Here is a 13,665-nt window from a genome sequence, read left to right as displayed (position 1 = left end):
CGGCGTGCAAAACCGCCGTCACCCCCGACCCGAACGAGCCAATTACACACTGTGTCCCCAGACATGTATTCGAAAGGTAACAATAATTCCCATCGTGAATATTTCGATCTAACTTAAAAGATTGCTATCCGAATCCCTAGTTACTAGACCCCCTCATTACTCATAATAACATGACTATCAATGTCGGAACGAAGTGGGATGGAGCATGCGGAGCGACGGGAGGCGCCTCGTTGTCGGTCACCTCGAGACACTGCTGATCGATCGACGCTCGAGGACCAGACCAGTAGACATAGCTCACGGCGAACGTTTTTACAGGGGGTGACGGCTGTCGGTGCTGCGACGCTCGGATTGACGTCGACTGCCAGTGGTGTTTCGGGCCAGTTCAGCCAGTACTACGACGACTACGAAACCGTCGTCGACGTCGTTGAGGCTGGTGCGGACAACACTGGGTCCGAATCGATCACACCTATCCTCGACGACCTCCGAGCCGATAATACGCTGCTCGTGTTTCCGGAAGGGCGGTATTATATGGACGAGCAGTTCAGATTCACCGGGTTCGACAACTTCGGCATGGTCGGCGAGAACGCGACGCTGGTCCCAGCGACCTATCACGAGTTCGACGGCCCGCAGTATCGACTGTTCCGGCTCGGTGTCTCGTACCGTCCCGGTCGACGGCTTCGGTTCGAAGGCTTCGATGTCGATCAGACGGCCCCAGAGACGGGAATTCGAACGATCGAAGCGTACGTCTCCGACCGACTCGAGGTTCGTGATATCATCATCCGCGGCCAACACGACAGTGGTACGTGGGGTCCCGGACTGTTCAATATCACGAGCGCTGACGGCTGGGGGATCGTCGAACGGTTCCGAGCGCCGGATGGCGGCGCGTGGGTCAACAACACCCCGAACGCCGGCAACCGCTGGCGCGGCCCCATCGGCATCGAGGCCAACCAGAACAAGGGGACACTCGAGTTCAGACGGTGTGCCCTCGGTGCGTTCCCGAACAACGGCCTCTATGCGGCCGGTGGTGACGGAACGATCATCGTTCATGGGGGGTACTACAAGAACAGCAACGGGGCAAACATCCGGGTTGGTGGACAGGGAAGCGAGATCCGCTGGCCGACCGTCGAAATTGACGATACACGGCCGGAAGACCGGTCCCAGCGCGGGATTCGGATCGAAAGCGGCCGCAACATCGAGATCTACGGGGCTGCCATCGAAAACACCGCACCGAAACCGACCAGTCACGCGATTTCGGTGATGAACACGTGTGAGGGGGCCCGAATCGACAACACCCGGATCCGACTCCGCGGTTCGGCCGTCAACCACGGGATCGTCTGCTCGCCCGAGTGTGGTGGGACCACGATCGTCGATACGGCGATCACCCACGAGACGGCCGGTGGCTACCCGCTATGGATTCGGGGCGGTGACCGAAGCGAGCAGATACTCACCGAAGAGCTCACCATCACCGGCGAGGCAGGGTCTGCCAGCGGCTTCCGTGACGGCATTCGCTGTGAACGAGACAACTGTCGCTTTAGCCACATCGACGTCTCCCAGCCCGGCCGCGATGGCGTCGACCGAAACGCGATCGTCAACACGGCCGACGATGTAACCGTCTACAACAGCGAACTGCGCGCCAGCCAGTATCCCTACATCGATCTCGGCACCGATTCGCTCGTGAGAGATTCCGTCCTCGAGTCGACGACGAACACCGAAGCCGTCTGTCTCTACGACTCCGCCGAGAGTCCAACGTTCAAGAAGAACGAACTTGTTGACGGCATTCGAAACCTCGGTGCGAACGACGTGACGACCTGGGAGAATACTTACTGAGCGGCACACCGTCCGACAGGAACTCGGCGGTCGATGCCATCTCGACCGCGGCGTCGGCCGTTTACCCTCCGTATAATAAGGCCTCGGCGAGGCCATCGTTGGCCTATCGTGAGTGTGTCGGATATTGATACTGTCGTGGTACAGCCATGGGGTGGTTTCGGTCGCTCGATCGACTGGAACGCTGTCTATCGACACGATCAGCGACCTATCGGACCGTCGACGATGGGGGTTGTGATCTGTCGACCCACTATGTCTGGAGGTAACCTGTGAACAGAAGCATCGCAAGCGGCGTCTTCTCGGTCGTCAGCTCGAAGATCATCGTCCTGGCGATTACGACCCTTTCGACGCCGCTGTTGTACCGGTTTCTCGGTGCGTCGGCGTTCGGCGAGTACGCGTTCTTGCTCTCCGTCTTTGCCATCTACATGATCTTCGTTAGCTCCGGTATCACCGATGGCGTCCGAAAGTTCCTCGCCGAGGACCGCACCGCGGCGAACTGGAGCGAACACGTCGTCGGCTTTTATTTCCGGCTGGCAGTCATTCTCGCCGTCACTGGGGCGTTGTTGCTGGTCGTCGCCGCCCAGTTCGGGCTCGTTGCCCTCGCGTTCGGCGAGGAGTTGACCATCTACTTCTACGCGCTGGCCGTGCTCGTCGTCACGGCGCAGTTTCGTGATTATGCTCGGAAGACGCTCATGGGATTTGGCCTCGAGCGATACTCGGAGCCGCTGAAGGTCCTCGACAAGGTCGGGTTCGTCGTGGTCGCGATTCCGCTCGTCTACGCCGGCTACGGGGTGATGGGTGCCCTTGCCGGCCACCTGTTCGCGAGCGCAATCGTCGCCGTTGTCGGGCTCGTTTTCGTCCACCGTCGAATCTCGCTGTCGTGTGTGTTCAGTCAGCCGACGATGCGATTTCCGCGAACGGAGCTGCTGACGTTCAACTCGATGAGCATCGTTCTCGTATTCCTGCTGATGTCGCTCTATCACATCGACATCGTGATGCTCCAGCGGTTCGCCGCAAGTTCGGACGTGGGTAACTACCGGGCGGCACTCACACTCGCCGAATTCCTCTGGTTTGTCCCGCTTGCCCTCCAGACCGTGTACGTTCACTCGACGTCGGAGCTGTGGTCGAACAACCGGCATCGAAAGATCACGGCACTCGCATCCCGAACGACACGGTACACGTTTCTGCTGACGGCCGTCATGGCGGTCGGTCTCGCTTCGCTCGCAGACGTCGTCGTCCCGATCTACTTCGGTGCCGAGGCCGAACCGGCGATTACGCCCCTACTGTTGTTGCTCCCCGGCGCACTTGGGTTCGCACTCGCCCGGCCGATTCTCGCCGTGTCACAGGGGAACGGAACGCTCCGCTATCCGATCGCGGCGACCGGCGCTGCGGCCGCGATCAATGTCGTGCTCAACGCCGTCTTGATCCCACGCTACGGGATGCATGGGGCGGCCATCGCGACGAGCATCGGCTACGCCACGATGTTCGCCTTCCACTGCTGGAGCGCGCGACTCGTCGGCTTCGATCCGCTTGCTGACGCCCGGTTCGGGCGCGTGATACTGACGACCGTTCTCGCAGCCGTCCCTATCGTCGCCCTCTCGACGGCACTTTCGGGTCCGTGGCTCGCACTCACCATCGTCCCACCGATCGGTTTCGTGATCTTCCTCACCTTCGCGCTGCTTGTCGGTGCGCTGGACCCGACGGAGCCGTTCGAGGTCCTCGCGGCGTTTCCCGATCCGATTGGCTCAAGGGCGGAGTCGATCCACGGGTGGCTCGAGAAACGGTTTGGCGGCAAAGCGACACGAAACTGGGGACAGCGCGTCCTGTTCGTCGCTGGCCTCTCCTTGCTCGTCTCGGGACTCGTGCTTGGCGTCCTCGACGGCAGTATTTACTGATCCGCACTGGTGACGCGCTCGCTGTGGAGCACAGCAACGCGCCGTTCGTTCATCAACCGCGTGCTGTGGACGGCTTCGTCACTGAACCTGGGACTCGAGGTGTTCGCTCTCGGCCATGTCGAACACCATGGCGAACAACAACAGCGTGATTCCGGCAGTGGCAACCAGCACGCTCGTCTGGCCGATCGACACGCCGGCACCGAGCAACGTGGAGAGCAGGGTCAACCCCGCACCGAGCACGCCGGCCCCAGCCGCTCCGGCCCCGACAAAATAAAACAGCGCAAGCGGGTGGAAATCGAGCACGAGATACTTCGTCCGGAGTCGCCACAGGAAGTTCCGGAGCAGCATCGAGGAGACCTTCGGGATGTAATCGGCGTACGTGATACTCGACTCCTCGTCGCCGTAGACGGCCGGCATTGCGACGTCGGCGACACGCATGCCCTGCACATTGAGCTTGACGAGCAGGTCGTTGCAGTAGCCGTAGTACTCGTAGAGTTCCTCGAGGTCGATCGCCGCCAGCGCGTCGTGAGAGATTGCCGTGTAACCGTTCTGGGGATCCATCGTCTTCCAGTACCCCGAGGCGATCTTCGTCAGAAACGTCAGGATCGAGTTCCCGACGAACCGAAACCGGGGCATCGCGGCGCGGTATTCGCTCGAGAGCAGCCGATTTCCTTTCGCGTAGTCGGCCTCGCCCTCGACGATCGGATCGAGCAGCCGTGGCATTTGGGAGAGGTCCATCTGCCCGTCCGCGTCGACAGTGACCGTCGCGTCTACGCCGTCTGCGAGTGCGGCGAGATAGCCGGTCTTGATCGCCCCACCGGCACCGAGGTTCTCGCGGTGTCGGATCGGGACGACCCGTCCGATCGGGTCGTGAATCGTCGCTCGAGCCGCGAGTGTCGACGTCCCGCCGTCCGCAACGAGCGGATCGCCTGCAGTGTCGTGGGCCGATCGCGCTTTTGCGTCCGCCCGGGCTGCCTCGAGGATTTCGGTCCAGGTCTCGTCGGTCGATCGATCGTCGATCACGTAGAGTCGGTCGACGGTCGTCGGCATCTCACGAATCACGTCGCCGACGAACCCCACCTCGTTGTAGGCGGGTATCACGACGCCGACGGTCGCATCCCGGTACATCAGGCACCCTCCAGCGCTTCCGTTTCGATGTCGCTGTCCACGGTCTGCTCGTCGCCTCCCCGGGCGAACAGCCGGTAAGACGGCGTCAGGCCACCGTCCGACCCCAGCCGTTCGTGGACACGCGACAGCCAGCCGGTCATGGCGACTGTGCCAGCGATGGCGACGGTGATCACGACCGCTCGTCGGTTTCGACTCGTCATTGCCGGCGTCGACGGCTCGGTCACGCTTTCTTATACAGTCATTAGGCGTTTGCCGCCGGGCAACGGCGTCCGCTATCAGCGTTTCCAGCCCGTTCGCCGAGCAGAAAATACCGGTCACACGACCGCTGTGTCGAGGTTATCGACTCGATAATAATGCGGTGTGGCTGGATAGCCCTCGACCATGACTCGCGTCAGCGTCGTTATTCCGACGTACAACAGAGCGCGGACGCTTCCCCGTGCAATCGACAGCGCACTCGAGCAGACGGTCGACGACCTCGAGGTCGTCGTCGTCGACGACGGCTCGACCGACGAGACTGGGTCCGTACTGGCCAGCTACGAGGATCCCCGGGTTCGTCCCGTCGTCCACGCGACCAATCAGGGGGCAAACGTCGCCCGGAACACGGGAATCGAACACGCAAGCGGGGAGTACGTCGCCTTTCTCGACTCGGACGATACGTGGCATCCCGAGAAACTCGAGCGACAGCTCGCCCGCCTCGAGCAGCGCTCGAGCGAGTGGGTCGGGGCGTACTGTGATTCGGCGTTCGAGCTGTCGGGGACGGGCAGCAGGCTTCGGACGGCTGTTGCCGCCGTCCTCGCTCGCGGTGACGAACCGCCCACGAGAGAAGGCGGCGAGGAACTGGTCGGCGAAATTCTGGCGGATAACGTCCAGCCGGGGGCCGGCTCGACGCTGCTCGTGGAAACGGGCGTCGCCAGAGCGGCTGGCGGCTTCGACGAGACGCTCGATCGGTTTCAGGATCCCGAGTTCTGTCTCCGCGTGCTCGAGCATGGAAAGCTCGCCTACGTCGACGAGGAACTCGTTCGCCGGGAGGAGACCGGCCATCCGCCGGCAGACGTAATCAAAAACGCAAGCGAGCAGTATTTGTCCGCGTACGAAGACGAAGTCGACGACTTCGAAGCCGCGGGCTACGAAATCAGATCGACACACGACCTCATCCTCGCGAAACGCTACTTCGCCGACGGTCGACTGCTGCGTGGTCTCTGGCACGCCCGCGCGGCGTCGATCTCGGCGCGCCACGTCCCCGGCGTCTGCTGGGCCGTCGCGTCCGGCGTTCGACGGCGGCCGCTTCCGATCGCCACAACAGTCGTGGTTGTGCTCGTCGCAACCGTTCTGGCCTGGACCGTGCTTTCACAGCGCGTGCTCACGACGAGTTCGTAGTCGGGAGCGGCTCTCGTGTTGTTCCTGTGTCAACTGCCCCGCGCACGGTGGCGCGGGGAATCCGCCTCGCTACATAGTTTGAAACAGTCTTGACTGATCGGTAACTAAGACACTCACGCTGGCATCGATAGCCGTGAGTATTCGATCGCTCTATCACACGGCCAGAGGACTGCAGGGACTTGCCACAGCCGAATACGAATCACCATCGACGCCATCGCTCCGTCGCCGACTCTGGCTCTGGCGTCGCGGCTTTGTCAGCCAGTCCGACGCCGTCTACGAGCTTGAGGAAGCGACTTCCGAGGAATATCTGAGCGATTACCAGCGATACGTGCGGACGAAACGGATCAACGGCACGTGGTCGGTTGCCCTGTCGAACAAACTCCTCTTTCACCGGGTGCTACAGCCGTTTGCCGACCGACGGATGGGTGTCTACGGCATGATCCGCGACGGGACGTTTCACGCCGTCGACTCGAGTGCGGTGTGTCGTGAACTACCTGACGGTGGACCGGCTGTTTCAGCGTCGGCCGACGGAGACCGCGAAACGGCCACGGACGCATATAACGCCGCCCAGCGAGTCGTCGAACGGCTCGAGGATGAGGACCGTCTGGTGCTCAAGTGGGTCCACGGCGGCGGCGGGAACAACGTCTATCTCTGTCACCGGATCGATGACGGCTATCAGGTCAACGATGACCACTACACCGAGGCCGCGTTTCGGTCGCTGGTTGCGGGCCTCGACGAGTATCTCGTCTGTGAGTTCGTCGACCAGGGCTCGTTCGCGGCCGATCTCTATCCGGAGACACCGAACACCCTTCGCATCATCACGATGTACGACGAGGTCGCCAACGAGGCGTTCATTGCTACGGCGATCCAACGGATCGGGACGGCGGACTCCGCCCCGCTGGATAACTTCACACAGGGCGGGCTCTCGGCGGAAATCGACCTCGAGACAGGTGAGCTCGGCGCCGGTGCCCAGCCACCCGACGGCGACGGCGTCGAGTGGCACACGACCCATCCCGACACCGGTACGCCGGTCGAAGGGGTGTCTGTCCCCGGCTGGGACCAGATACGAGAGCAGATCCTCGAGATAGCGGATACCTGCTCGTTCGTCCCGTACATCGGCTGGGACGTCATCGTGACCGGCAGCGATGGGGCGTTTCGCGTCATCGAAGCGAACAGCTATCCCGGTCTCAAATCGATTCAGGTCCACGGACCGCTGTTGGCTGACGACCGCGTTCGACGATTCTACGAACGGACGGGCGTCTGCTAGCCGGAAAAGAGCAGTCGGTCGGTGAGTGAGGATCGCAGTCGACAACGGGCGGCAAAACGACTAGTAGTGCTGGGCAGTCCGCAGTTCCCAGAGGTCGTCGAACGTAATGACTTCGACGTCGGCGTTGTCGATGTGCTCGAGAAGCGCCTCGTAGTCGTCCTCGGGCATCGTATTATCGGCCTCGAACGTATGGAAGTTCAAGATCGTACACTGGTTGTGTTCGGCAGCGAGATCGACACATCGCTTCGAGATATCGAGGTCCCAGCCGATCGTCCGTGGCAGCGCAAGCGGGTCAAACCCGTAGACGTTCGTCGTGTTGACGTTCCCGGCCTGGTTGAACCCACCGCAGTAGTGGTAGTCTGTCTTGTGTTCGAGACTCGTCTTGTCGTAGCTGTTGTGTGGGTAGACGATGTAATCGGCACCTTCGAACTCGTTGTCGAGATACCACTGTTTGTCCGATCTGAGTCGCGTCTCGATCTGATCCTCGTCCTCCTCGTGAATCCGCGTGTGGGTCCCGTGGACGACGATCTGATCGCCTTCGTCCTGCCGTTCCTGCAGTTCTGAGATCGTCATATGGCCGTCACGGCCCTGTTGTGTCCATCGAGGAACTGGTGCCTGAACCGTTCGAAAGCCGTACTCATCGTGCAGCGGTGAGGCAACCTCGTAGTAGTCGCTCTCGCCGTCGTCCCAGGACAGCATGACGTACCCCTGATCGGGCGTCTCGTGTGTCCGCAGGTCGTCGATCCAGACCTCCGCTTCCGGCATGGAATGGAGGACCTGTATCTGGAGCGTCTCAAGTTGATTCATTGTGGGCTCGATCTGGGTTTGCTGGAAGACCCCCGGACTCGAGCGGAACCAGCCGATATCTGGGCTCCGGTACGTGATCTCACGGAGCGAGTATATTTTGTCGCTCCCGAACCGGTCGATGAGACGCAGGTTGATCGCGATACTCTGGGGCGTCGTTGTCCGAATGGCAAACGAGAGGTCCATCTCGGTCAGGTCTTCTCCTTCGAGACTCCGCTCTGCGATGATGTTCTCGCTGCCGTTTGACTCCAGTTTGAAGCTCTGGTCGCCATCGAAGACGACGTCCGTGTCCGCCTCGCCCGAACCCCGGACGACCTCCCAGCCCTCGAGATCGCTGAAGTCGTCGAAGGAGTCACCAGGCTGTCGGTACCGCTCTCTGCTGTTGTATTCCGTCTCGAGCGGGGGAACACCGTCAGCGAGCGCCGCAGCAGATGAGCCATCCGAATCGGCCGCTGACTCGTCCGAGGAATCGCTACTCACACGGTCGGTTACCGACTCGAGACGATCAGCACAGCCTGCCAGTCCGGAGAGCCCGGCCGCACCCGCGAGTGCGAGAACCCGCCGGCGCGTCGTTCGGTTCTGTGACATTGGTCGGTCGATACTCTCGACAGCACGACCATTATTATGGATTCGATAGTCAGTGCCACCGATCGCTCAGACCGGTGTGTAACGGCTGCTCCGGTGCTTAACAATGGCATAGTTAATGGCGACTCCACCGGAGGGTGAACCAGTTGTGCGTACGCGAATGAGCTGGCGAGTCGAAACCGACAGCCCGCTTCTCGATCGTGGACGGTGATCTTCGACGATGAACAGGGAACTCTTCGGGGTATTCGGCGGTATCGAGACGTTTGACCGGTTTAGATCCAGTGACGAGTTCGACGAAATCCTCGACGGGCCGACCGTCACGGTCGGGATCCGGGATTCTGATCTCGGAACGCCGGGCTGGAGCGCCCGATACACCAGTGACGACGGATACTGCGTTATCTGGGGCGAAGTGTACGTCCCCGACGACGAGCCAAACGCCGCACGCTGGCTCCTCGAGCAGTACGAGACGAACGGACGCGACGCGCTGTCGGCACTCAACGGATCGTATCTCGCCGTCCTCGACACTGCGGCGAGTGATGGCGCGTTCGTTGCCACGGACCCGGTCCGGTCTCGAGAGTGTTTCTACACCGACGAACCCGGGGTTCGTGTCTTCGGAACGGATGCCGCCGAAGTCGGGCGACCGATCACGGAGCCGACGATCGACCGAGACGGTGTCCTCGAGTTCCTGCATCTGGGCGTCATACTCGGCGACAAAACCGCCATCTCGGACCTCCATCGCCTTCCGGTCGACAGCCGGCTGGAAGCGACATCGATCGAGTGCCTCGATCGGTTCGTCTACCAGCCCCAAGAGTTCGATTACGCAAGTGAACTCGCCGATCGACTCGACCGTGCGTTCCAACGGCGATCCGCGCTGCCCGGACCCAAAGGCGTGCTCCTCTCGGCCGGGTACGACTCGCGGATCATCCTCTCACAGGTGTCCGACATCGACCACAGCTACACCGTAGGGTCGCCGGACGCACAGGAGGTACACGGCGCAAAACGGCTCGCTGCCCAGTACGGCTCGAGTCACACGGCGTTTACGCCGGACGAGCGGTATCTCCGCCCCGACGAGTCGAAGATCCGCTACTCACAGGGAATCAAAGAATCGCTCCACATCCACCACGCCGGCTACACCGACGCACTGGAGGTCGACACGATGTATCACGGCCTGCTCTGTGATACGTTCTTCCGCGGCCACTTTACCGCACAGGACACGATCGACGTCCTCGACAAACGGATCCCACTCGGCCGGCTCGATCCCGATCCGAACCCCGTCGACGTGTTACTCGAGAAGTTCGGCTACGATCGTGAGGCCAGTCTCGAACTCGCCGAGCGAACGTCGTTCGACACCGATCCGGAGCGGTTCGTCCGGAAGGCGATCGCCGACGAGTTCCGCTCGAAACGCTCGCGTGCGGACACGGTACAGAACACCCTCACCTGCGTTGGGATCGCCAACCAGCCGTCGATTCCGTTCCACAATCACCTGTCGGATCACTTCCTGACGTCGTTTCTCGCGACGGATCGCGAACTGATCGACTGGCACCTCCAGACGCCGCCAGCCCACCGAACGACCGACACCTTTCTCGAGGCGTGCCAACAGCTCGACGGGGACATTTTACGACATCGACCGCCCGATCGCCCCCACAGTAGCACGCTCCGCAACGAGATCGAGGGTTTTGTTCGTCGGAAGACGCCGTTTCTCCAGTCGTTTCAATCCCCGTGGCCGAACCGTGAGGTCCTGTTCGATCGACACGACCTCGATCGACGGCTCCTGTCCGACGTCGAGCAGGTCCACCCGTTGCCGGCCAGACATAAGCTGCGATTCACCGATCTTCGGGGCTGGCTCGAGTGCTGGTCAGGTCCACAACTCGATAGTAGCCACTGAAATTCACCGCACACCCGATCGAACGGCGGCGCGATCGGCACTCATCGGTTCGGCGGTCACCATACGAGCACTTCCACGAGCGGATCCAGTGTCGATCTCGGCAAATAACACAGTCGAAGACCATCAGTATAGCTGTCAAATGATGGGCGTTTTCCCCTCGATTATTGGATCCTTATCGTGCAATCGACTGGTGCAAACACGCTAACAAGGCGGTATATTGTTCGTGATTGCGGAATCGTGAGAATACTTATATACCAATGGGTTTTACCGTGGAATATGCGTCTGACACCGTCTTGGTTTCGCTCTTCATCGGACGATTCTTCTGAAGAGCGATCCGAGGATTCGGTGGCTTCCTCGGCGGTCACGATCTATCACTCTCCACCGGGTGATCTTTCGGCGGCCAACGAAAAGACGGAGCGTGCCGCGGCGTTCGTTCCCGAATCGGATATGGCACTGTTAGACGTCCTCGACGACATGAAGACACCGACGACTGTCGACGAGGTCGCTGACCAGTTGATACGGCCTGCACGGCCACCGATCGAAACCTGGGCAACCGTCCACGAGACACTCCATCAGGACCGACTCCCGGAACTCGAGACGGCGGGATATATCGAGTTCGATACGAAGCAAGGAACGGTCGAGTATCAGACTGCCGCTGCAACCACGGAGTCTCGACATTCTTCGTCACCTGCGCAGACATCACTCCTCAAAATTCTGTTTGCGCTTGTCGCACTGATTGCCGTTTCAGCGGTGCTTGCGGTGGCAGTTGGTTCCATCACGACCACTGTTCCAGTGTTGTCCGTTCCGGGATATCTGTAACACGTCGCAGTCACTGTCAGTTAATCAGGCGACTGATTGTCAACACCGTAAAGAGCAGCAGGATCGATGCGCTCAGTGCGATTCCGGAGAGAAGCGAGAGGAACGGCAGTTCGATCACTGCACCGATCAGGAGGATATAACAGAGGACTGTCGCACTGATGTAGTAGTCATCCCAGTTCGAATCGGAGGGCTCGGTCGTCGGTTCAGCCGATGGGTCGATCTGGAGATACTGATCGATCTGATCGGCAAGCGGTTTTCGAACGACGATCCCGCGATTTTGCTGATAATCGATGATCCCTGCCGTATCGAGCTTCGAGAGATGGGACTGGTAGAGAGGGATGTAGACCCGCTGGCGCTGTGTCGAGGTGAGTTCTTGGACGGTGGTATCGTGTTCCCAAGCGGCCACCTGTTCTGCGATATCGCGCATGCGAACGGGGCCTTCCGTGCCGCGAAGGTATCTGAGGACCATCCGGCGACGTTCGTTCTGTAGGAGATGGAAGATTTCGTCTTTCGAGAACGCAGGCTCATCGGCAGGACTGTCAGTTTCATCGCCCATATCTACCTCACCCTGTTGTTCCGAACTGATATGTGTCGATTTCATCGCACCAGTCTTCCATAATCAGAAGTGGGTAATAAAGGATTGGATCCATATCTTCGTGAAAGATACCGTTTCGTTGTTTTCATAAGACGATATTACTCTTCAGGTGTTTTTAAAACAGCCAAAATATCGCGTCTCAGCCGCTCTAAACAGAATCTCTGAAACTCATCAGACCTTTATTACGTCAGGAATTCTTGAATATATATTTTGGAGACCACTTCGTTTATGTGATTGTTTCAGTTTATGGAAGCGTTCAGAACCACCAACAAGGTATTACGTAGACGCAGTGTCGAGATTGTTATACATCTCCGTCAGACAGTCGTCATACCGACCCGTTCGATTGGGGCTTACCTGGGTGATAATAAACCATCACCACCCCGATTGTCGACGCAATGAGCGACACTCACTGGTGGTTTTCCGATCTCACAGCCGTCATCGTGATCACTGGGGCCCTTACATTCGGCGTTTTCTCCGGTGTTGGTGGCACTGCACGGATCCTGCTGACGATTCCGCTCGTTGTCTTTCTTCCCGGGTATGCGCTCGTCTCGGCCATGTTTCCGGATAAGCCAAACGACGACACCCAGCCGTTCGACGAAGAGAAAACCGGACTCGGAAACCCACTGCTGGTCTCCGGCGGACTCGAGGCGATCGAACGGCTAGTCCTCTCAGTCGTCGTTAGTGTTGCACTCGTCTCGACGATCACCCTTCTTACGTCCGTAACCCCTGGGGGTTTGACCCTCGAAACAGCACTCTCCGGAGTCGCCGTACTCACTGTCGGCCTCGGACTGTCTGCGATCGGCGCTCGCTATCGGTGTCCGCCGGACCAACGGTTCGTTCCGTCGCTCTCCGCGGACACACTGTTTTTTACCCAGCGACGGCCCACTGCGTACGAGCGAACGACCACCCGACCGTATAACGTCGCGATCGTGATCGGACTGGTTCTGTTGGTCGCAAGCGGTGGCTTTGCGATCGCCAACCCACCACAACATGACGGGTTCACCGAGTTTTCGGTGGCAACGGAGACCGTTACCGGCGAGACTGAGACCATGTACGAGTCGACGTACACCGCCGGGGAGCCCCAGGAGTTGCAGGCCACGATCACCAATCAGGAACACGAGGAACGCACCTACACGACCGTCGTACTGCTCGAGCGGGTGAGCTACGATGCTGACGAGGTGACCGTCCGCGAGGCCGAAGAGGTAGACAGAGCGTCAGCGACCGTCGCTGACGGCGACACACACCAGCAGACGCTCGAGGTCACGCCGTCGATGGCCGGCGAGGAGTTCCGGCTCACGCTGTTGCTCTACGACGGCGAGCCGTCGTCAGAACCCACACCCGAGAACGCATACCGGACGGTTCACCTCCCGATCGAAGTCGAGTAGCGCTCACCGACGGTCGCAGACGAGGCTCTTTTTTGGCGATTTGGTGTCGATAGGCTCGTATATTCAGAGGAATTCTCGGAGGCGGTCGTCGTTTTTCAACG

At 60.1% G+C, this 13,665-nt stretch carries 11 protein-coding genes; 7 read left to right on the top strand and 4 right to left on the bottom strand.

Annotated features, from left to right (window positions below; genetic code table 11):
* Positions 1-180: 180 nt before the first annotated feature.
* Entirely contained in the window at positions 181-1,827 is a 1,647-nt protein-coding gene (locus BW940_RS04260) for a twin-arginine translocation signal domain-containing protein (protein ID WP_394329395.1), read from the top strand.
* Positions 1,828-2,093: 266 nt separating this feature from the next.
* Positions 2,094-3,719, top strand: coding sequence for a flippase (locus BW940_RS04255; RefSeq protein WP_076607948.1), 1,626 nt, complete (start codon positions 2,094-2,096; stop codon positions 3,717-3,719).
* A 78-nt stretch (positions 3,720-3,797) separates the two neighbouring features.
* Here BW940_RS04255 and BW940_RS04250 read toward each other — a convergent pair whose 3' ends face one another.
* Together BW940_RS04250 and BW940_RS04245 are read right to left on the bottom strand one after the other, a co-directional pair.
* Positions 3,798-4,847: a glycosyltransferase family 2 protein gene (locus BW940_RS04250; protein ID WP_076607947.1), complete on the bottom strand. Its 1,050-nt coding sequence runs from the start codon at positions 4,845-4,847 to the stop codon at positions 3,798-3,800.
* A complete protein-coding gene (locus BW940_RS04245) occupies positions 4,847-5,047 on the bottom strand; it encodes a hypothetical protein (RefSeq protein WP_076607946.1) in 201 nt (66 codons plus the stop codon). The genes BW940_RS04250 and BW940_RS04245 overlap by 1 nt, the downstream gene beginning before the upstream one ends.
* A 181-nt stretch (positions 5,048-5,228) precedes the next feature.
* Between BW940_RS04245 and BW940_RS04240 the strand changes: the two genes are divergently transcribed.
* Both BW940_RS04240 and BW940_RS04235 read left to right on the top strand, forming a co-directional pair.
* Complete coding sequence (locus BW940_RS04240) at positions 5,229-6,224, top strand: glycosyltransferase family 2 protein (protein ID WP_076607945.1); 996 nt, start codon at positions 5,229-5,231, stop codon at positions 6,222-6,224.
* Positions 6,225-6,357: 133 nt separating this feature from the next.
* Positions 6,358-7,491, top strand: a complete 1,134-nt coding sequence (locus tag BW940_RS04235) for a sugar-transfer associated ATP-grasp domain-containing protein (protein WP_076607944.1) — start codon at positions 6,358-6,360, stop codon at positions 7,489-7,491.
* Positions 7,492-7,551: 60 nt separating this feature from the next.
* Here the strand turns inward: BW940_RS04235 and BW940_RS04230 are convergent, their stop codons facing one another.
* Entirely contained in the window at positions 7,552-8,883 is a 1,332-nt protein-coding gene (locus BW940_RS04230) for a polysaccharide deacetylase family protein (RefSeq protein ID WP_076607943.1), read from the bottom strand.
* Between the two features lie 217 nt (positions 8,884-9,100).
* Here BW940_RS04230 and BW940_RS04225 point away from each other — a divergent pair, with 217 nt between their 5' ends.
* Together BW940_RS04225 and BW940_RS04220 are read left to right on the top strand one after the other, a co-directional pair.
* A complete protein-coding gene (locus tag BW940_RS04225) occupies positions 9,101-10,765 on the top strand; it encodes an asparagine synthase-related protein (RefSeq protein ID WP_076607942.1) in 1,665 nt (554 codons plus the stop codon).
* Positions 10,766-11,041: 276 nt separating this feature from the next.
* Entirely contained in the window at positions 11,042-11,584 is a 543-nt protein-coding gene (locus BW940_RS04220; RefSeq protein WP_076607941.1) for a hypothetical protein, read from the top strand.
* A gap of 16 nt (positions 11,585-11,600) precedes the next feature.
* Here BW940_RS04220 and BW940_RS04215 read toward each other — a convergent pair whose 3' ends face one another.
* Positions 11,601-12,185: a DUF7344 domain-containing protein gene (locus BW940_RS04215; protein WP_076607940.1), complete on the bottom strand. Its 585-nt coding sequence runs from the start codon at positions 12,183-12,185 to the stop codon at positions 11,601-11,603.
* 389 nt (positions 12,186-12,574) lie between these two features.
* On the opposite strand from BW940_RS04215, the gene BW940_RS04210 reads away from it, so the two are divergent.
* Positions 12,575-13,564 carry a DUF1616 domain-containing protein gene (locus BW940_RS04210; RefSeq protein ID WP_076607939.1) on the top strand — a complete coding sequence of 330 codons (990 nt, stop codon included), beginning with the start codon at positions 12,575-12,577 and terminating at the stop codon, positions 13,562-13,564.
* The last annotated feature ends 101 nt before the right edge of the window (positions 13,565-13,665 follow it).

This window comes from Natronorubrum thiooxidans (genome assembly GCF_900156475.1).
Lineage (GTDB): Archaea > Halobacteriota > Halobacteria > Halobacteriales > Natrialbaceae > Natronorubrum > Natronorubrum thiooxidans.
The sequence above is the reverse complement of the archived record's forward strand: the minus strand, read 5'-3'. Positions and strand labels throughout refer to the sequence as shown.